This is a genomic window from Hymenobacter nivis (assembly GCF_003149515.1).
In the GTDB taxonomy this organism is placed as follows: Bacteria; Bacteroidota; Bacteroidia; order Cytophagales; family Hymenobacteraceae; genus Hymenobacter; species Hymenobacter nivis.
Genome location: NZ_CP029145.1, coordinates 2,872,760 through 2,893,229 on the forward strand (window position 1 = coordinate 2,872,760; position 20,470 = coordinate 2,893,229).

At 52.8% G+C, this 20,470-nt stretch carries 19 protein-coding genes and 1 tRNA gene; all 20 read right to left on the reverse strand.

The window, feature by feature from the left end; translation table 11 throughout:
• Position 1: 1 nt before the first annotated feature.
• Positions 2-280: a 30S ribosomal protein S19 gene (gene rpsS / locus DDQ68_RS12820; protein WP_068191730.1), complete on the reverse strand. Its 279-nt coding sequence runs from the start codon at positions 278-280 to the stop codon at positions 2-4.
• A gap of 3 nt (positions 281-283) precedes the next feature.
• Positions 284-1,111 carry a 50S ribosomal protein L2 gene (gene rplB, locus DDQ68_RS12825; protein ID WP_109656650.1) on the reverse strand — a complete coding sequence of 276 codons (828 nt, stop codon included), beginning with the start codon at positions 1,109-1,111 and terminating at the stop codon, positions 284-286.
• Between the two features lie 32 nt (positions 1,112-1,143).
• Complete coding sequence (gene rplW, locus DDQ68_RS12830; RefSeq protein ID WP_109656651.1) at positions 1,144-1,431, reverse strand: 50S ribosomal protein L23; 288 nt, start codon at positions 1,429-1,431, stop codon at positions 1,144-1,146.
• Positions 1,431-2,069, reverse strand: a complete 639-nt coding sequence (gene rplD, locus DDQ68_RS12835; protein ID WP_109656652.1) for a 50S ribosomal protein L4 — start codon at positions 2,067-2,069, stop codon at positions 1,431-1,433. Before rplD ends, rplW begins: the two co-directional genes overlap by 1 nt.
• Positions 2,070-2,081: 12 nt before the next feature.
• Entirely contained in the window at positions 2,082-2,702 is a 621-nt protein-coding gene (gene rplC / locus DDQ68_RS12840; protein ID WP_109656653.1) for a 50S ribosomal protein L3, read from the reverse strand.
• A gap of 239 nt (positions 2,703-2,941) precedes the next feature.
• Positions 2,942-3,247 carry a 30S ribosomal protein S10 gene (gene rpsJ, locus DDQ68_RS12845; RefSeq protein WP_035567915.1) on the reverse strand — a complete coding sequence of 102 codons (306 nt, stop codon included), beginning with the start codon at positions 3,245-3,247 and terminating at the stop codon, positions 2,942-2,944.
• Positions 3,248-3,286: 39 nt separating this feature from the next.
• Positions 3,287-5,425 carry an elongation factor G gene (fusA, locus tag DDQ68_RS12850; RefSeq protein WP_109658423.1) on the reverse strand — a complete coding sequence of 713 codons (2,139 nt, stop codon included), beginning with the start codon at positions 5,423-5,425 and terminating at the stop codon, positions 3,287-3,289.
• A 111-nt stretch (positions 5,426-5,536) separates the two neighbouring features.
• On the reverse strand, positions 5,537-6,004 hold the full coding sequence (rpsG, locus tag DDQ68_RS12855; RefSeq protein WP_035567919.1) for a 30S ribosomal protein S7: 468 nt from the start codon (positions 6,002-6,004) through the stop codon (positions 5,537-5,539).
• 95 nt (positions 6,005-6,099) lie between these two features.
• On the reverse strand, positions 6,100-6,531 hold the full coding sequence (gene rpsL / locus DDQ68_RS12860) for a 30S ribosomal protein S12 (RefSeq protein ID WP_068236417.1): 432 nt from the start codon (positions 6,529-6,531) through the stop codon (positions 6,100-6,102).
• A 116-nt stretch (positions 6,532-6,647) separates the two neighbouring features.
• The gene (locus tag DDQ68_RS12865) at positions 6,648-6,968 is read right to left on the reverse strand and encodes a DUF3467 domain-containing protein (protein WP_070744229.1); all 321 of its coding nucleotides are present in this window, start codon (positions 6,966-6,968) and stop codon (positions 6,648-6,650) included.
• A 113-nt stretch (positions 6,969-7,081) separates the two neighbouring features.
• Complete coding sequence (rpoC, locus tag DDQ68_RS12870; RefSeq protein ID WP_109656654.1) at positions 7,082-11,434, reverse strand: DNA-directed RNA polymerase subunit beta'; 4,353 nt, start codon at positions 11,432-11,434, stop codon at positions 7,082-7,084.
• Between the two features lie 311 nt (positions 11,435-11,745).
• A complete protein-coding gene (gene rpoB, locus DDQ68_RS12875) occupies positions 11,746-15,648 on the reverse strand; it encodes a DNA-directed RNA polymerase subunit beta (protein WP_109656655.1) in 3,903 nt (1,300 codons plus the stop codon).
• A gap of 253 nt (positions 15,649-15,901) precedes the next feature.
• Positions 15,902-16,282, reverse strand: a complete 381-nt coding sequence (gene rplL, locus DDQ68_RS12880; protein WP_109656656.1) for a 50S ribosomal protein L7/L12 — start codon at positions 16,280-16,282, stop codon at positions 15,902-15,904.
• 67 nt (positions 16,283-16,349) lie between these two features.
• Positions 16,350-16,898 carry a 50S ribosomal protein L10 gene (rplJ, locus tag DDQ68_RS12885; protein ID WP_109656657.1) on the reverse strand — a complete coding sequence of 183 codons (549 nt, stop codon included), beginning with the start codon at positions 16,896-16,898 and terminating at the stop codon, positions 16,350-16,352.
• A gap of 15 nt (positions 16,899-16,913) precedes the next feature.
• Positions 16,914-17,612 carry a 50S ribosomal protein L1 gene (rplA, locus tag DDQ68_RS12890; RefSeq protein ID WP_109656658.1) on the reverse strand — a complete coding sequence of 233 codons (699 nt, stop codon included), beginning with the start codon at positions 17,610-17,612 and terminating at the stop codon, positions 16,914-16,916.
• 18 nt (positions 17,613-17,630) lie between these two features.
• Positions 17,631-18,074 carry a 50S ribosomal protein L11 gene (gene rplK, locus DDQ68_RS12895; protein ID WP_070744219.1) on the reverse strand — a complete coding sequence of 148 codons (444 nt, stop codon included), beginning with the start codon at positions 18,072-18,074 and terminating at the stop codon, positions 17,631-17,633.
• Between the two features lie 119 nt (positions 18,075-18,193).
• The gene (nusG, locus tag DDQ68_RS12900) at positions 18,194-18,757 is read right to left on the reverse strand and encodes a transcription termination/antitermination protein NusG (RefSeq protein ID WP_109656659.1); all 564 of its coding nucleotides are present in this window, start codon (positions 18,755-18,757) and stop codon (positions 18,194-18,196) included.
• A gap of 14 nt (positions 18,758-18,771) precedes the next feature.
• Positions 18,772-18,966, reverse strand: a complete 195-nt coding sequence (gene secE, locus DDQ68_RS12905; RefSeq protein WP_109656660.1) for a preprotein translocase subunit SecE — start codon at positions 18,964-18,966, stop codon at positions 18,772-18,774.
• A gap of 62 nt (positions 18,967-19,028) precedes the next feature.
• Positions 19,029-19,099 (reverse strand) — tRNA-Trp (locus tag DDQ68_RS12910).
• Between the two features lie 118 nt (positions 19,100-19,217).
• Positions 19,218-20,408, reverse strand: a complete 1,191-nt coding sequence (gene tuf, locus DDQ68_RS12915) for an elongation factor Tu (protein ID WP_109656661.1) — start codon at positions 20,406-20,408, stop codon at positions 19,218-19,220.
• Positions 20,409-20,470 lie beyond the last annotated feature (62 nt).

The window sequence follows — 20,470 nt, forward strand, 5'->3', positions numbered from 1 at the left end:
CTTAGCGCTTGCCTTTATCTTTTTTGGCGACGTGACCACGGAAGTTACGCGTCGGGGCAAATTCGCCCAACTTGTGCCCTACCATGTTCTCGGTCACGTACACCGGGATGAACTTATTGCCGTTGTGAACAGCGAAGGTGTGGCCTACGAAATCTGGCGAAATCATCGAGCGGCGCGACCAAGTCTTCACCACCGATTTTTTACCAGCCGTTTCGAGTGCCGTGACTTTCTTCTCCAGCCGGAAGTCAATGTACGGCCCTTTTTTGAGTGAACGTGCCATATATTACTTCTTGCCTTTGCGGCTCACAATCAGGTTCTCCGAATACTTATTTTTATCGCGAGTCTTGTAGCCTTTCGACAACAAACCATTACGGCTACGTGGGTGACCACCCGACGATTTACCTTCACCGCCACCCATTGGATGGTCAACGGGGTTCATAGCCACACCACGAACACGGGGGCGACGACCAGCCCATCGGTTCCGGCCGGCTTTGCCCATACGCACGTTCATGTGATCACCGTTTGAAACGGTACCTACCGTAGCCATACAAGTAACAAGAACCATCCGCATCTCACCCGAAGGTAATTTCAGGGTAGCATAGCGCTCTTCCCGGGCTACAATCTGAGCGTAGGTACCAGCCGAGCGAGCCATAGCCGCACCTTGGCCAGGCTGTAACTCGATGTTGTGTACGATGGTACCGAGAGGAATCTCACGTAATGGCAACGTGTTGCCAATTTCGGGAGCTACACCGGGGCCTGAAACTACTTGCGCGCCAACCGTAAGGCCGGCCGGAGCAATGATATAACGCTTCTCACCATCAGCGTAGCCGAGCAATGCAATGCGTGCGGTGCGATTAGGATCGTACTCGATAGTCTTCACCGTGGCAGGCACACCTGCCTTGTCGCGCTTGAAGTCTACGATACGGTACTGGGTTTTATGCCCGCCGCCGATGTAGCGGTTCGACATTTTACCGGAAGAGTTCCGGCCACCCGATTTCTTGAGGGAAGTCATCAGTGACTTCTCCGGGGTCGACGTTGTTAGCTCGTCAAACGCCGGCGCAACGCGGAAGCGTTGCCCTGGGGTTGTTGGTCTGAGTTTTTTAAGTGCCATTACTAGCTAGTTGTGCTTTTGCGGCGAAAATGCTACAGGTTACCGTAGAAGTCAATGATATCGCCTTCTTTTACAGTCACAATGGCTTTTTTGCCATGAGCGCGACGGCCAATGGCTTGGCCGCTGCGGGTAGCTTTTGACTTCATTTTGCCAATGGTGCGCATCGTGTTGATATCGGTTACCGTCACGCCATAAAGCGATTCGATATCTTTCTTGATTTGCACTTTATTGGCAGTACGCTCCACTTCAAAAGTGTAGCGACCTTTCTCGGTCAGGCCCGTAGCCTTCTCGGTAACGATGGGACGTTTCAGCGTGCTCATTATTCAGCGGTGCTATAGAGTTGAACCAACGAAGCCATACCGTCTTCGGAAATCAGCAACGTATCCGTATTGAGCAAATCATGAGTGTTAAGCCCAACCGGCGTCGACACTTTCACTTTCTGAAGATTACGGGCGCTGAGGATAACGTTTTTGTTCACCTCAGCGGTGACGAGCATCGTTTTCTTACCATTGTTAAGCTTGAGGCCGTCCATGATGGCAACGAAATCTTTGGTACGGGGAGCATCCATAGCAATGTTTTCCACTAAGGAAATCTTGCCGTCTTTAGCCAAACTTGACAAAGCCGAGAGGCGAGCTACGCGTTTAGTTTTTTTGTTGAGCTTGAAGTTGTAATCGCGAGGCTGCGGACCAAACATCCGGCCGCCACCAACGAACACGCCCGACTTCATGCTGCCAGCACGAGCACCACCCGTACCTTTTTGCTTCTTGAGCTTTTTCGTAGTGCCGTGCACCTCGTTCCGCTGCTTGGATTTGTGAGTACCCTGACGCTGATTAGCGAGGTACTGCTTTACGTCCAGATACATTACGTGCTCGTTGATTTCGAGCCCGAAGATATCGTCCGACAGCGTAACCTTGCGGCCCGTGTCTTCGCCTTTAATGCTATATACTGCGAGTTCCATTGCTACGTCGGGTTATTTCTCCAGGACCACGTAAGAATTCTTGGCACCGGGTATCGAACCGCTAACCAGAATCAGGTTCTTATCGACTACTACGCGCATTACTTTCAAATTCTGAATTTTGACGCGGTCACTACCCATGCGGCCACCCATGCGCATTCCTTTGAACACACGGGAAGGCCACGAGCAAGCTCCAATAGACCCGGGGTGACGTAGGCGGTTGTGCTGGCCGTGAGTCTGGCCACCGACACCCTGAAAGTTGTAGCGCTTTACTACACCCTGAAAGCCTTTGCCTTTTGAGGTACCAACTACATCGATAAGCTCGCCTTCTGCGAAGAGCGAAGCGTCGATAGTAGCACCAGCGGCGTAAGTTGATTCCGCATCGAGACGAAATTCAACGAGCTTTTTCTTGGGAGTGGTACCAGCTTTGGCGAAGTGACCGGCCAGAGCCTTGGTCGTATTCTTCGCCTTCTTTTCGCCGTATCCAATCTGAACGGCAGTGTAGCCGTCGTTGGCGATAGTCTTAACCTGCGTCACTACGCACGGACCCGCTTCGATGAGCGTGCAGGGAATATTTTTCCCGTCCGGAGTGAAGAGGCTTGTCATACCGATTTTCTTACCGATGATGCCAGGCATTCTGTGGAGATTTATAAACACAAAAAGAAAACGACCGAGTGTCGTTTTCGCTAAGGGAGTGCAAAGATAGAATTAAAGTCCGAATTTTCCCAATGTAGCATATAAATAATTTCCAAATGAGGCAGTTAGCTTTCAGAAATTCTATTCAGTATATGCGTTATTCGAAAGCAATTTCATTAAGAAGCCCCGTTTCGACTAATCGAGACGGGGCTTCTTAATGAATGCATTAAGTCCGGTCCTCAGACTTTGATTTCTACATCAACGCCGCTGGGTAGTTCCAGTTTCATCAAGGCATCTACAGTTTTCGACGAAGTCGAGAAGATATCCACCAAGCGCTTGTAAGTGCAAAGTTGGAATTGCTCCCGGCTCTTCTTGTTCACGTGGGGCGAGCGTAGGACGGTGAACTTCTCCTTTTGCGTCGGCAACGGGATTGGGCCGCTAACGATGGCACCGGTAGCCTTTACAGCTTTCACGATTTTCTCAGCCGATTTATCTACGAGGTTGTGGTCGTAAGACTTGAGTTTGATGCGGATTTTCTGGTTCATTGGTGGTTTTGGTCCGATTGACCAAGTTAGTGACCGATATTATTTAGCTCCTTTTACTTTAGCAATAATGGCATCAGCCAAGTTTTGAGGCACCTGCTCATAGTGCGAGAAGGTGAGCGAAGCTGAAGCCCGACCCGACGAGATCGTCCGCAGGTCCGTTACATAGCCAAACAGCTGCGACAACGGCACGTCGGCCTTGATCAACTGGGCACCGCCTTTGGTGTCCATGCCTTTCATCAGGCCGCGACGGCGGTTCAGGTCACCAGTTACGGGACCTGTGTACTCGTCGGGGCATACCACTTCTACGCTCATGATGGGCTCCATCAATTTGGGGCCAGCCAAACGGGCAGCTTCGCGGAAACCACCCCGGGCGGCCAGTTCGAACGACAGGGCATCCGAGTCAACGTCGTGAAAGGAGCCGTGGTAGAGGCGCACTTTCATGCCCTCAATCGGGAAGCCTGCCAAGGGGCCTTGCTTCATGGCTTCTTCAAAACCCTTCTGGATAGGGGCAATAAATTCGCGAGGGATGACACCACCTACAATGGCGTTATCAAACTCAAATCCAGGCTTTTCGGGTTCGGTTTCTTTCGGACCGAGTTCGAACAGGATATCACCGAATTTACCGCGGCCACCGGTCTGCTTCTTGTATGTTTCGCGGTGGTCGACTTTCTTGGTGAGAATCTCCTTGTAGGCCACCATCGGGGCACCCTGATTGATTTCCACTTTGAATTCACGACGCATGCGGTCAATGATGATTTCCAAGTGCAGTTCGCCCATGCCACGCAACACCGTCTGACCGGTCTCGGGGTCGGTGTTCACTTTCAGGGTGGGGTCTTCCTCAATGAGCTTAGCGATGGCCATACCCATTCTATCAACGTCGGCCTGCGTCTTCGGCTCAATGGCGTAGCCAATCACCGGTTCGGGAAAGCTCATCGACTCGAGGACGATGGGGTGCTTCTCTTCGCTCAGCGTGTCACCGGTTTTGATATCTTTGAAACCAACGCCCGCCGCAATGTCACCCGCCTGGATTTTATCAATCGGGTTCTGCTTGTTGGAGTGCATCTGCATGAGGCGCGAGATACGCTCCTTCTTACCAGTGCGGTTGTTGAGCACGTACGAACCGGCGTCCAATACTCCGCTATAGCAGCGGAAGAAGCACAAGCGGCCTACGAACGGATCGGTAGCAATTTTAAACGCCAGTGCGGTGAACGGCTCTGAGTTATCGGGGTGACGCTCAATTTCCGCCCCTGTATCGGGGTGAGTACCCATAATGGCAGGCATGTCGAGTGGCGACGGCAAATAGGCCATCACGGCATCCAGCATGGTCTGCACACCCTTGTTTTTGAAAGCTGAGCCGCACAACACCGGCGAGAACTTCATGTCGATAACCGCTTTACGGATAACGACCATCATTTCTTCCTTAGTGATGGAGTCGGGATTCTCGAAGAATTTCTCCAGCAACTCGTCATCGTACTCGGCCACGCTCTCAATGAGCTTCTGACGCCACTCGGCGACAGTTTCCACCAAGTCCTCGGGTACCGGAATTTCGCTGTACGACTTGCCTTCAGTGGCATCGTCCCATACAATGGCTTTGCCGGTCAGCAAATCAACGACGCCTTTAAAGGTATCTTCGGCACCAATCGGAATCTGGAGAGGCACGGGGTTAGCCCCGAGCTTATCCTTGATTTCGGCAACGGCCTTGAAGAAGTCGGCACCGGCGCGGTCCATCTTATTCACGAAACAGATACGGGGCACGCTGTACTTGTCAGCCTGGCGCCACACCGTCTCTGATTGCGGCTCGACGCCCGACACGGCGCAGAACAGTGCCACGGCACCGTCAAGAACGCGCAGCGAACGCTCCACTTCCACCGTGAAATCTACGTGGCCGGGGGTGTCAATCAGGTTGATTTTGTACTGGTGGGTATCCGCGACCGGCTCGCCTTTTATATCGGTAGGATAGTTCCAAAACGTAGTCGTTGCAGCCGAGGTAATCGTGATGCCGCGCTCCTGCTCCTGCTCCATCCAGTCCATCGTGGCGGCACCGTCGTGCACTTCCCCGATTTTGTGGGTTTTCCCGGTGTAATACAGAATACGCTCCGAAGTCGTGGTCTTACCGGCGTCGATGTGCGCCATAATCCCGATGTTGCGGAGGTATTGGAGTTCTTTGTTAACGGCCATGATTATGTTTAGGGTCTTAGGAATGAGGGGCCCCAAGGGCTTGGTTGTTCAACGTCAGGTTGCGTCAAAAAAATCCAAGTTCCTTGGGGCCCCAAATGCCGGACAACCAATTTAGAATCGGAAGTGCGAGAAAGCTTTGTTGGCTTCTGCCATGCGGTGCGTATCGTCTTTTTTCTTGACGGCAGCGCCTTCACCCTTGGCGGCAGCGATAATTTCGCCGGCCAATTTGTCTTTCATCGTTTTCTCACCACGGCGGCGAGCGTACTGAATCATCCATTTAGCCCCTACCGAAATGCGGCGATCAGCGCGCACTTCAATCGGAACCTGGAAGGTAGCACCACCTACGCGGCGGCTTTTCACCTCCACAGTTGGCATTACGTTATTCAGGGCTTTGCGCCACATTTCAAGGCCGCTTTCCTTGGTGCGCTGCTCCACTAAGTCGCAGGCATCATAGAAAATAGTGTACGCCAGGTTTTTCTTCCCGTCGTACATCATGTAGTTCACAAAACGCGTTACCAGCGTCTCTTTGTACTTAGGATCGGGAAGCAGAATGCGCTTCTTCGGTTTCGACTTTCTCATTTGAGTTTTTGGTATTGGGTAGTCGGTAGTCAGTAATTGAAGCCAGTGCTTATCAAACCAAAGGGCTTAAATACTGACAACCAACTACTCAATCACTATTTTTTCTTGCCAGGTGCGGCTTTTCCGCCTTTGCCAGCGGCTGCAGCAGGCTGGCCGGGCTTAGGACGTTTCGCGCCGTATTTCGAGCGGCGCTGTGTACGTCCGCTTACACCAGCGGTATCGAGGGCTCCGCGGATGATGTGGTATCGCACACCTGGCAAGTCTTTTACCCGGCCCCCACGAATCAGCACAATGCTGTGCTCTTGGAGGTTGTGGCCTTCACCGGGAATGTATGCGTTTACTTCCTTACCATTGGTAAGGCGCACACGGGCCACTTTGCGCATAGCCGAGTTCGGCTTCTTAGGCGTGGTGGTGTACACACGGGTGCACACGCCCCGACGCTGCGGGCACGAGTCAAGCGCGGGTGACTTTGACTTTGTGGTCAAAGCCTCACGGCCTTTTCGTACTAATTGGTTGATAGTTGGCATTTAGGGAATGATTAGCAGGAGCCGTTTGCCCCCAATTTTTGGCTTGCAAAGGTAGGTTTATTTCTTTGCAATAGCAAACTACATGCGTTGGTTAATTTTGAGTAGCCGCGGGGGGCCTACGCTTCCCCCACCGCACCACCGAAGCTTATCGGGTAATTGGGCGCGTCGCTGTGTACTTTGATATGGCCAAACGACTGCTCATAACGTTCCACATTTTCGGACAATGCCGCAAGCAGGCGCTTGGCATGTTCGGGCGTTACGACAATGCGCGACTTGACCTTGGCCTTCGGCATTCCTGGCATCATCCGAATAAAGTCAATCACGAATTCGCTGTTGCTGTGGGCTATCAGAGCCAGATTGGCGTACTCGCCTTCGGCCATGTTCTCGGAAAGCTCGATGTTGATGGCGTTGGGGTCTGGCGTTTGTTCGGGCTGCATATAGTCGTTTTTTTTGCGGCATTACGCCTAGGAAGGCCTGCCAGTAAATGAAAAAAGTAAAAGCCGACCGGCTCACACCGGTCGGCTTCTTCTTCACTCAACGCGGAGCCAGATTATTCGGCTACGGTTTCCCGCTTGCCAGCGCGCGAGGGGCGCTTGGCAGGCGTAGCTTCCTCGGCAGCTTTAGCAGCCTGCTGGGCTTCCACTTCGTCTTTAGTTTGCACTATCTGACGCGTGTATTCTAACAAACCGGTACCGGCCGGGATGAGGTGACCGACAATCACGTTCTCCTTCAGACCCAACAGCTCATCGGCTTTGCCACGGATAGCGGCTTCCGACAGCACCTTGGTTGTCTCCTGGAACGAGGCAGCCGAGATGAACGACTGCGTGCCCAAGGAGGCTTGCGTGATTCCTTGCAGCGTGGGGCGTGACACCGAAGGTTGCGCCTCGCGCACTTGCACGAGTTGCAGATCGCGGCGCTTCAGGCTGCTGTTCTCGTCGCGGAGGCGGCGAGCCGTCACAATCTGACCAGGCTTCATAGATGCCGAGTCACCGGCTTCCGTCACCACCTTCATATCGATGATGGTGTCATTTTCCTCCATGAACAGGATTTTGTTAATCACCTGGTTCTCGAGGAACGAGGTATCGCCAGCATCCAAGATCACCACTTTCTGCATCATTTGGCGGACGACCACTTCAATATGTTTGTCGTTAATCTTCACACCCTGCAAGCGGTATACTTCCTGAATCTCATTCACGAGATACTCTTGCACGGCCCCGGGGCCCTGAATGCTCAGGATATCGGAAGGTGTAATGGCACCGTCCGATAGCGGCATGCCGGCGCGGATGAAGTCGTTGTCCTGCACCAAAATATGCTTCGACAGCGGCACCATGTACTTCTTCTTTACACCGTCTTTCGACTCGACGAAGATTTCACGGTTACCACGCTTCACCGAACCGTAGGTTATCACGCCATCGATTTCCGACACAACGGCCGGGTTCGACGGGTTACGAGCTTCGAACAGTTCCACTACACGCGGCAGACCACCGGTGATGTCACGGGTTTTGCCCACCATGCGCGGAATCTTGGCCAGGATATCACCAGCCTTGATTTTCGCGTTGTTCGCAATGTTAATGTGTGAACCAACGGGCAGGCTGTAAGCCCGCTGAGCATCGGCATCGGCCTTTTTGCCGCCCTTCACAATGATGGACGGGTTCTGAGCCTTGTCTTTGCTTTCGATGACTACCTTCTCGCGGTGACCCGTTTGCTCGTCCGACTCTTCGCGGTAGGTAATGCCTTCCGTGATGGCGTCGTACTGCACCGTACCGTCAAACTCGGCCAGAATAACGGCGTTGTAGGGGTCCCAAGTGCAAAGTTCATGGCCTTTCTCTACCTGCTGACCTTCCTTCACCAGCAAGACCGAGCCATAGGGAACATGGTTAGATAGCAGCACTTTGCCAGTACCTGCTTCTACTACTCGGATTTCGCCCGAGCGGCCCATAACTACTTGGCCTTTGACGCCTTCGTTATTCAGGGTATCCACGGTGCGGATATCTTCAAACTCAACCACGCCAGCGAATTTCGCCTTGATGCCGGCCTCTACGGCAATGTTTGAAGCGGTACCACCCACGTGGAACGTGCGCAGCGTAAGCTGGGTACCGGGCTCACCAATAGACTGAGCAGCGATAACGCCCACTGCCTCACCGCGCTGGACCATGCGGCCCGACGACAGGTTACGGCCATAGCACTTACCGCAGATGCCACGCTTCGACTCACAAGTCAATACCGAACGAATCTCCACCGACTCAATGGCCGTTTGGTCGACACGACGGGTAATTTCCTCGGTAATCTCACCGCCGGCAATCAGGATCATCTCATCGGTCAGCGGGTCCACGATGTCGTGGACGGCTACTCGGCCGAGGATACGCTCGGACAGCGGCTCCACAATATCCTCGTTGTCCTTCAATGCAAAAGTTTCGATGCCCCGCAGGGTACCGCAGTCGCTTTGGGTTACGATTACATCCTGGGCTACGTCGTGCAGACGACGGGTCAGGTAGCCGGCGTCAGCCGTCTTCATAGCCGTATCAGCAAGGCCCTTACGGGCACCGTGCGTCGAGATGAAGTACTCAATTACGTCCAGGCCTTCTTTGAAGTTAGACAGAATCGGGTTCTCGATAATTTCACCTACTGAGCCTTGCAGCGACTTTTGGGGCTTGGCCATCAGGCCACGCATTCCGCCGAGCTGTCGAATCTGCTCGCGCGAACCACGGGCCCCCGAGTGCATCATCATGTAGATGGAGTTGAAGCCTTGGTCTTCCTTCTCCAGGCGGCCCATCAGGGTTTCCGTAATCTGGTTGTTAATGCGCGTCCAGATGTCAATAACTTGGTTGTAACGCTCGTTATTAGTAATCAGACCCATCTGGTAGTTTTGCGTCACCGCAGCTACGTCAGCCTGGGCTTGCGCAATCAACTCGTCTTTCTCCTTGGGAATGTTGATGTCACCAAGGCCCATGCTCAAGCCGCCTTTGTAAGCCGACTGGAAACCGAGCGTTTTGATGTCGTCCAGGAATTGCGCCGTGCGGGCCATGCCCGTGCGCTTAAACACCAGCGAAATAATCTGCTGAAGCTTCTTCTTAGTCAACAGCTCATCCACGAAGCCCACTTCAGCGGGCACCATCTGGTTGAACAGTACACGACCTGCCACCGTTTCAATGACTTTCGTCACCAAATCGTCGTTCTCATCGCGGATGATCGTGCGCACCTTGATGTAAGCGTGCTTCGAAAGCTTATTTTCATTTAGAGCAATTACAACCTCCTCGTCTGAATAGAATACCCGGCCTTCGCCTTGGATGTTCTCATCGTCTGTGCTGCGCTTGCCTTTGGTCACATAATACAGCCCAAGCACCATATCCTGCGAAGGCACCGCGATGGGGGCCCCGTTGGCAGGGTTCAGGATATTGTGCGAAGCCAACATCAGCATGGAAGCTTCCAGGATGGCAGCTGGGCCCAGAGGCACGTGCACAGCCATCTGGTCACCATCAAAGTCGGCGTTGAAAGCTGTACACACCAGCGGGTGCAGCTGGATGGCTTTGCCCTCGATGAGGCGCGGCTGGAACGCCTGGATGCCCAAGCGGTGCAACGTGGGGGCCCGGTTGAGCAGCACGGGGTGGCCTTTCAGCACGTTCTCCAGGATGTCCCAAACAACGGCGTCTTTGCGGTCCACGATTTTCTTAGCCGATTTCACCGTTTTCACGATACCGCGCTCGATGAGCTTGCGGATGATGAATGGCTTGAACAGCTCGGCAGCCATATTTTTAGGCAAGCCACACTCGTGCAGTTTCAGCTCGGGGCCCACTACGATAACCGAACGGCCCGAGTAGTCAACACGCTTACCAAGCAGGTTCTGACGGAAGCGGCCCTGCTTACCTTTCAGCATATCAGACAGCGACTTCAGGGCCCGGTTGCCTTCGGCACGCACGGCGTTTACCTTACGCGAGTTATCGAAGAGCGAATCGACAGCTTCTTGCAGCATCCGCTTCTCATTCCGTAAAATCACCTCCGGGGCCTTGATTTCAATCAGGCGCTTGAGGCGATTGTTGCGGATGATGACGCGACGGTACAGGTCGTTCAAGTCCGACGTGGCGAAGCGACCACCGTCAAGCGGCACCAGTGGGCGCAGCTCGGGCGGAATCACCGGCACCATGCGGATTACCATCCACTCGGGCTTGTTCTCCACACGGGTAGCGGCGTCACGGAACGCTTCCACCACGCGCAGGCGCTTCAATGCTTCAGCTTTACGCTGCTGCGAGGTTTCGTGCGCAGCCGAGTCGCGGAGCGAGTAGCTCAGCTCGTCGAGGTTAATGCGCTCCAACAGCATCTGCAAAGCGTCGGCCCCCATCTTAGCGATGAATTTATTGGGGTCTTCGTTCGGCAGCATCTGGTTTTCACGGGGCAGCTTGTCGATGACGTCCAGGTACTCGTCCTCCGTCATAAAGTCGAGTTGCTGCACGCCTTCTTCAGCCATTGCACCGGGCTGCACCACTACGTAGCGCTCGTAGTAGATAATCTGGTCGAGCTTCTTAGTGGGCAAGCCCAGCAGGTAGCCGATTTTGTTAGGCAACGACTTGAAGTACCAGATGTGCGCAACGGGCACCACCAACTCGATGTGACCCATCCGCTCACGGCGAACTTTCTTCTCGGTAACTTCCACGCCGCACCGGTCGCAGATGATGCCTTTGTAGCGAATGCGCTTGTACTTGCCGCAGTGGCATTCCCAGTCCTTCACAGGGCCGAAAATTCGCTCGCAAAACAGGCCGCCCATCTCGGGCTTGTAAGTGCGGTAGTTGATGGTTTCAGGCTTCACCACCTCTCCAGTCGAGCGCTCCAGAATTACTTCCGGGGACGCCAGCGAGATGGTAACTTTAGAGAAGTCCTGTACTAACTTCTTGTTTTTTGCGAAAGCCATTAGGTTGAATTATTAGCTGTTAGCTGTTTGGCTTTTAGCTGTTAGAGTTCGTTCTAACAGTTCGACGCTACGAAAAGTGCTCTACGGGTCGGACAGGTACGCCGCGTAGCAGATTTCCGTCAGGTCTCAGATACTCATTATCTATAAGCTCCCGATTCCTGTGGCTGCCCTGACCTGTCTCGGGACAACTGTTTCGTATCGGATGCTTTCTAACTACTCTCTTAGAATACAAAAGGCTTCGGGAAGCGGGGGCTCAAACTAGTTGGTTACTGGCGTTAACGCACCAGCAACCAACTAGTTCTGCCAAAATATTACTCCAGCGTGATTTCCAGTGCCAGGCCACGCAGTTCGTGGATAAGCACGTTGAATGACTCGGGGATATTCGGCTTGGGCAACACGTCGCCTTTTACGATGGCTTCGTAAGCTTTGGCACGACCCACCACATCGTCCGATTTTACAGTTAGGATTTCTTGAAGCACGTTGGAGGCACCGAAGGCCTCCAGGGCCCAAACTTCCATTTCGCCGAAGCGCTGACCACCGAACTGTGCCTTACCACCCAGCGGCTGCTGCGTGATAAGCGAGTACGGCCCAATGGAACGGGCGTGCATCTTGTCGTCAACCAAGTGGCCAAGCTTAAGCATGTAAATCACACCCACGGTCACGGGCTGGTCAAACTGCTGCCCGGTCAAGCCGTCGTGCAGGTAGGTACGGCCGAAGTGCGGCAAACCAGCTTCCGCCAATTCTTTCGATACTTCTGCTTCCGTAGCGCCGTCGAAAATTGGCGTCGAGTAACGACGGCCCATTTTCAGACCGGCCCAGCCCAGCACGGTCTCGTAGATCTGCCCGATGTTCATCCGGCTTGGTACGCCCAACGGATTCAGCACAATGTCCATCGGCGTGCCATCGGCCAAGAAAGGCATATCCTCATCGCGCACGATGCGGGCCACAACCCCTTTGTTACCATGGCGGCCGGCCATCTTGTCACCCACCTTCAGCTTGCGCTTCTTGGCTATGTAAACCTTAGCAAGCTGCACAATGCCTGCGGGCAGTTCGTCACCCACTTCCAGCGTGAAGCGGTGGCGTTTGAAGTGCGCCGTGATGGTGTTGCGGCGTTTGGCGTAGTTTTTCACCAGCGTCAGCAGCATTGCATTCACGCGAGCGTCAGCCGTCCAACCTTCCAGGATCAGGTCCTTAAACAGGTTTACCTCTTCCGGTACGGCGTAGTTGCTTTCGTCCTTATAGGGGTTCTTCTCGGGGAAGAGGCCCTCGTTGATGTTTTTGCGATTGAACTTAACGCCCTTGGCAATCATCTCCTCGCCAAAGCGGTGCTTGATGCCTTGCGACGTTTTGCCTTCGAGCAGCTGCACCAGCTTATCCACCATGATGGCTTTGATACCACGCAGCTCGTGCGCGTACTTATCTTTCAGGTCTTCCACTTCCTTCTTCGACTTAGCCCGCAGGTTTTTGTCTTTCTTAGGACGCGAAAACAGCTTGGTACCAATCACCACGCCCTGCAAAGAGGGCGGCGCTTTAAGCGAAGCATCTTTAACATCACCAGCCTTGTCGCCAAAGATAGCGCGGAGCAACTTCTCTTCCGGGGTTGGGTCCGTCTCGCCTTTAGGCGTGATTTTACCAATCAGAATGTCACCTTCCCGCACTTCAGCACCCAAACGGATGATGCCGTTATCGTCGAGGTTACGAACTGCTTCTTCGCTCACATTAGGAATTTCCGAAGTCAGTTCTTCTTCGCCGCGCTTGGTTTCACGCACTTCCAACTCAAATTCTTCAATGTGAATTGAGGTGAAAATGTCATCCCGAACTACGCGCTCCGAGATGACGATGGCATCCTCGAAGTTATAGCCCTGCCATGGCATAAAGGCCACCTGCATATTGCGACCCAGGGCTAGTTCGCCCTGGTTGGTACCGTAACCTTCGCACAACGGCTGGCCTTTGCTCACCCGCTCGCCGCGTTTTACCAGCGGCGTTAAGTTGAGGCAAGTATCCTGGTTGGTACGGCGGAATTTGATGAGGTCATAAGTGATACGCTCGGCATCAAAGCTTATCATCACATCGTCTTCCGACAAATCATACTTCACGATAATCTTGTTGGCGTCCACGTAATCGATTACGCCTTCACCTTCCGATACAACCAGCGTACGCGAGTCGGTAGCAATGCGGCCTTCCAAACCAGTACCCACGATGGGGGCCTCGGGGCGCACCAACGGTACAGCCTGGCGCTGCATGTTCGAGCCCATTAGGGCCCGGTTAGCATCGTCGTGCTCTAGGAAAGGAATCAGCGAGGCAGCTACCGATACAATCTGGTTTGGAGCCACGTCCATGTAAGAGTACTCTTCGGGGTTTACCACCGGGAAGTCACCTTCAAAACGGCCCTTCACCAGCTCCTGGGTAAGTTTACCATCATTATCAAGCAAGGAGTTGGCCTGCGCAATGTGATGCGTGTCCTCTTCCTCAGCGGTCAAGAACTTCACATTGGAACTCATGTCCACCTTACCGTTTTTTACGTCCCGGTAAGGGGTTTCAATGAAGCCCATCGAGTTCACGCGGGCGTGAACGCACAGCGACGAAATCAGACCGATGTTGGGGCCCTCCGGAGTTTCTATGGTGCACAGACGACCATAGTGTGTATAGTGCACATCACGTACTTCAAAACCAGCACGCTCACGCGACAGACCTCCCGGCCCAAGAGCCGATACGCGACGCTTGTGCGTCACTTCAGCCAGTGGGTTGGTTTGGTCCATAAACTGCGACAGCTGGTTCGTGCCGAAGAACGAGTTGATCACGCTGGACAGCGTCCGGGCGTTGATCAAGTCAACCGGTTTGAAATCCTCGTTATCGCGCACATTCATACGCTCCTTAATGGTACGGGCCATACGAGCCAAGCCCACGCCAAATTGCGCGTAAAGCTGCTCGCCCACCGTGCGTACACGGCGGTTGCTCAAGTGGTCAATGTCATCAACAATGGCCTTCGAGTTGATCAAACCAATGAGATATTTCACAATCAGCACAATGTCCTGGTTGGTCAATACCCGTGAAGCCTGGCTCATGTCAATGGCTAGCTTCTTGTTGATACGGTAGCGGCCTACTTCCCCAAGGTCATAGCGCTTGTCCGAGAAGAACAGCTTCTGGATAATGTCGCGGGCAGTTTCTTCGTCAGGGGCCTCCGTATTACGGAGCTGGCGATAAATCTGCTCTACGGCCTCTTTCTCCGAGTTAGAGTTGTCCTTCTGAAGCGTGTTGTATATGATAGCGAAGTCCGCAATGTTCACATTCTCGCGGTGCAGGATAACCGATTTCGCCCCAGCCTCTAAGATGGTGTCGATGTCAGCTTCCTCGATCATCGAGTCACGCTCCAAAAGCACCTCGTTCCGGTCGATGGAAACCACCTCCCCAGTGTCCTCGTCCACGAAGTCTTCCGTCCAGGTGCGTAGCACCCGGGCAGCCAGCTTGCGTCCAACAGCCTTTTTTAAGTTCTTCTTATCTGCTTTTACTTCCTCCGACAGCCCGAATAAGTCGAGGATATCTTTGTCGGTACCATAGCCAATGGCACGGAGAAGTGTTGTAACCGGAAACTTCTTCTTGCGGTCGATGTAAGCATACATCACGTTATTAACGTCCGTGGCAAACTCGATCCACGACCCTTTGAATGGAATGATGCGCGCCGAATACAGCTTGGTACCGTTGGTGTGCTTGCTCTGGGCAAAGAATACACCCGGCGAACGGTGCAACTGCGATACGATAACCCGCTCAGCGCCATTAATAACAAACGAGCCTTTTTCGGTCATGTACGGGATATTACCCAGAAACACTTCCTGCTCAATCGTTTCAAAATCCTCGTTGTCCTTATCGTTACAGATAAGGCGCAGTTTAGCTTTAAGCGGCACCGAGTACGTTAGGCCCCGGTCAATGCACTCGTCAACCGAGTACTTGGGTGGGTCAACGTGATAATCTATAAAATTCAGGACGAAATTTTCGCGCGAATCAGAGATGGGGAAGTTCTCGGCAAATACCTTGAACAAACCCTCATTTGACCGATTCTCAGCGGCGGTTTCCAACTGAAAGAAATCCTGGAACGACTGCACCTGCACGTCCAGGAAGTCCGGATATTCAATAACCTTTCTAATCTTAGCGAAACTGATTCGCTCAGCGGCGGCCGATTTCTGGAGCGCGGCCGTTTTTGCTTTCGGTGTAGCCAATGCGGAGGGGATTAAAAGATGGACACGGAAGCGTAAACCTGGGGGCCCCCCAACAGAGGTAGCCGTTCAGCCCTGTAAACCTATTGATTTACAGCCCAAAACAACTCTGCAAAACAGAATTGTATACTGACACAACGAAGCGCAAACCAAGTGGCTTGCGCTCCGGCGATACTACAAACAGGAAAAGACCTGGCTAAGTTGCCAGGTCTAATCATTATTTGAAGTAGGTTAGATGCAGCTTCAGGAGCTGCAATTACTTCACCTCTACTTCGGCACCAGCTTCTTCCAACTGCTTCTTCAGCGTGTCGGCTTCGTCTTTGGTTACGCCTTCTTTCAGGGGCCTAGGGGCACCGTCAACAAGTTCTTTGGCTTCTTTCAGGCCGAGGCCAGTCAGGTCTTTCACCAGCTTAACCACAGCCAATTTGGCTCCACCGGCAGCCTTCAAGATAACGTCGAACGACGTTTTCTCTTCAGGGGCCTCTTCGGCAGCAGCGCCACCGCCACCAGCCATCATTACAGGAGCAGCAGCAGCGGGCTCGATGCCATACTCGTCCTTCAGGATACCAGCCAGTTCGTTTACTTCTTTCACCGTCAGGTTGACGAGCTGCTCAGCGAATGCTTTCAAATCTGCCATTTCAGTAGATTGTTAAAAAAAGGTGTTGTTGAAAATTATATTAGAATACGAGAAACAAATAAAGCGATTAAGCTGCCTCTTTCTCGGAAAGCGTTTTAAGAATACCAGCCAGTTTATTGCCGCCGCTTTGCAGCGCCGAAATAACGTTTTTGGCAGGCGATTGCAGGAGGCCGATAAGCTCACCAAGCAATTCTTGTTTGCCTTTGATGGTAATCAAACCTTCAAGTTGATCCGAACCTACATAAATGCTGGCATCAACATAGGCTCCCTTCAACACGGGCTTAGGCTTCACGTTGCGACCGTAAGCTTGCGACTTATAAAAGTCGCGCAACAGCTTAGCAGGGGCCGAACCACTCTCTTGCGAGAACAGTACGCCCGATTGGCCTTTCAGCGCAGCGTCCATCTCCGAGGTGTCGTGGCCCAAAGTATCAAGCGCCTTACGGATAAAGGTGTTTTTGTACACCTTGTATTCCATACCACGGGTGAAGCACAGACGACGAAACTCGTTGATTTTCGCTACTGACATCACCGAAGCATCGACGATGTAGAACGAGTTGTGCGATTGAAACTTCTCGCTCAACTCGTCCACGAGGGTTTGTTTTTCTTCCCTGTTCATGGGTGAGTCGTTTAATTAGTTAGCGGAAGTAACCTGGCTGTCGACCGGTACGCCGGGCGACATAGTGCTGCTCAGGGTAATGCTCTTGATGTAAGTGCCTTTCGACGAAGACGGCTTCAAACGACCTAAAGTCTGGATGATCTCCAGCGCGTTTTCAGCCAGTTTGCTTTCGTCAAATGAAACCTTACCTACCGAGCAGTGAATGATACCGGTTTTATCAACTTTGAAGTCAATTTTACCAGCTTTCACTTCTCGCACAGCCTTAGCTACATCAGTCGTTACTGTACCTGACTTAGGATTTGGCATCAAGCCCCGGGGGCCCAATACACGACCCAGACGGCCTACCTTAGCCATTACGGCTGGCATAGTAATAATAACGTCAATGTCAGTCCAACCTTTCTCAATTTTCGAGATGTAGTCGTCCAGACCTACGAAATCAGCACCAGCGGCGAGGGCTTCGGCTTCCTTGTCAGGGGTCACGAGTGCCAACACACGCACAGTCTTGCCGGTGCCATGGGGCAGGGTTGCCACACCGCGTACCATTTGGTCAGCTTTGCGGGGGTCAACGCCCAAGCGCACGTCAATATCCACTGAAGAGTCAAACTTAGTGTAGGAGATATCCTTCACTACTTTTGCTGCTTCGAGAAGGCTACGCACCTCCGTCAGGTCATATTTGGCAAGGGCATCCTTGCGCTTTTTTGTGATCTTTGCCATTTGCTTTTCTCCGTTTAATTATTCTGCAAAAGGAGAATCGCCCTTAACGGTAATACCCATGCTGCGGGCCGTACCGGCCACTTGCTTCATGGCCGACTCCACCTTGAAGGCGTTCAAGTCAGGCATCTTCGTTTCGGCAATGGTACGGATTTGGTCCCAGGTAACTGAACCTACCTTGTTACGGTTAGGCTCCTTAGAACCGCTCTGCAACTTAGCTGCTTCCATGAGCAGTACCGGTGCAGGAGCAGTCTTCACCACAAAGTCAAAAGACTTATCGGTGTACATGGTAATCAATACGGGACAGATTTGGCCGGCCTTATCCTGGGTGCGCGCATTAAACTGCTTGCAAAACTCCATGATGTTAAGGCCTTTGCTACCAAGTGCAGGTCCTACCGGCGGCGATGGGTTCGCTGAGCCTCCCTTTATCTGCAAGCGCAGATAACCTCTAATTTCCTTGGCCATTTGATTTATAAGGCTGTGGTTCTCGCGTCGTAACTCGCAATTGCCTCAGTTAGTAGTATACTCCTGTTTGGAAGCCCAGCCGACCCGGAGCCAATGGCCGACATGGTATAATCAGGGCCCTAGGACTCTTTTTCTACCTGGGTGTAATTCAATTCCATCGGCTGTGAACGACCAAATATCTTTACGATGACATTAAGCTTTTTACGTTCATCAAAGATTTCGGAAACAGTCCCTGACATACCGGCAAAACCACCATCCGTTATTTTTACCAGCTCGCCTACCACGTAGGGTTTATCGAGGGTAGCGACTTGCTCTTCGGCTTCGTCTACAATGCCAAGAATCCGGTTGACTTCGGTGATGTGGAGCGGAACAGGCTTATTATTGGCAGCGTCCTTCTTGTCTTTATCGCCAAGGAAGCCGATTATGCCTGGGGTACTGGTAATAATATGGTCTACTTCTCCATGACCCAAGTCAGCGTGGATGATAATGTAGCCGGGATATAGATTACGCTCCCGAACGCGCTTCTTGCCGTTACGCATCTCAAATACCTTTTCCACTGGAATCAGGACCTGGGGAACTAACTCGGTCAGATTATGACGACCAAGTTCGGTTTCGAGATAATTTTTGGCTTTTTTTTCCTGGCCACTCACTGAGCGCACCACATACCATTTCAATTCGCCCATCTTCTACTGCGTGCTTAGCGAAATGACTGATAAAAAGCCGTCAGGCTTTTATTGAATGCAACGTCCATGATGCCGACAACTGCTGCGAACACCAATGAGCCGATGAGCACCAGCCCAGCGCTCTTTTGCAGTTCGATGGCAGTAGGCCACGTCACGCTGTAGCGCATTTCCTCAGCGGTTGCGCGGAAGTAATTAGTCAGCTTGTTCATTGCAGAAGGAACTGGCCAAGCCAGCAAAAATGAACCGAATGCGAGGCAACAGCCTCAAGATGCACGAGTGGAGAGATTCGAACTCCCATCAAAGGTTTTGGAGACCTCTATTCTACCCTTGAACTACACTCGTAAAGGACACTCCCGGTGGCAATATTTTATCAACGGGAGTGCAAAGGTACTACAACTTAGCGACAAAACAAATCCGCCCCTGCGGAGGCAGGAGCGGATTATCGTTTTAATCAGTCGGACTAGTCGAGCACTTCGGTTACCTGACCGGCACCCACCGTGCGGCCACCCTCACGGATAGCGAAGCGGAGGCCTTTCTCCATTGCCACCTTGCTGATCAACTCAACGGTGATGGTGATGTTGTCGCCGGGCATTACCATTTCTACACCCTCAGGTAGGGTGATGATACCAGTAACGTCAGTGGTACGCAGGTAGAACTGCGGACGGTAGTTGTTAAAGAACGGGGTGTGGCGGCCGCCTTCCTCTTTCGAGAGAACGTACACCTCAGCCTTAAACTTCTGGTGGGGAGTTACCGAGCCGGGCTTGCAAATAACCATACCGCGGCGGATGTCGTCCTTTTCAATGCCGCGGAGCAACAGGCCAACGTTATCGCCAGCCTCGCCACGATCCAGGATTTTGCGGAACATCTCCACACCCGTTACCGTCGACTTGAGGCCCTGCTTGGCGCCCATGCCGAGGATATCTACTTGCTCGCCCGAATTGATGATGCCGCGCTCGATACGACCGGTGGCAACTGTGCCACGGCCCGTAATCGAGAATACATCCTCAACTGGCATCAGGAAAGGCAATTCGGTCAGACGAGCGGGAATCGGAATGAACGAATCGACTGCAGCCATCAACTCGTCGATTTTCGGCACCCATTTGGCATCACCGTTCAGACCGCCGAGGGCCGAACCCTGAATAATCGGAATGTTGTCGCCATCGAAGTCATAGAACGAGAGCAACTCACGGATTTCCATCTCCACCAGCTCCAACAGCTCGGGATCGTCCACCATGTCTACTTTGTTCATAAATACCACCAACTGGGGTACGCCTACTTGGCGGGCAAGTAGGATGTGCTCGCGGGTCTGGGGCATGGGGCCATCGGTGGCAGCTACCACGAGGATAGCACCGTCCATCTGGGCGGCACCCGTTACCATGTTCTTCACATAGTCAGCGTGGCCGGGGCAGTCAACGTGTGCATAGTGGCGGTTAACCGTCGAATACTCTACGTGCGAGGTGTTGATGGTAATACCACGCTCTTTTTCCTCGGGAGCGTTGTCAATCGAGGAGAAGTCACGCTTTTCGGCCAGGCCCTGATTTGCCAACACCATCGTAATAGCAGCGGTCAGGGTCGTTTTGCCGTGGTCAACGTGGCCGATGGTGCCGATGTTAACGTGCGGCTTGGACCGGTCGAAATTTTCTTTAGCCATTGTAAAGAGTTGAAAAAAGAGGGTGGTGAATTTAAAAAATAGGCCCCTACGGCAAGAAAGCG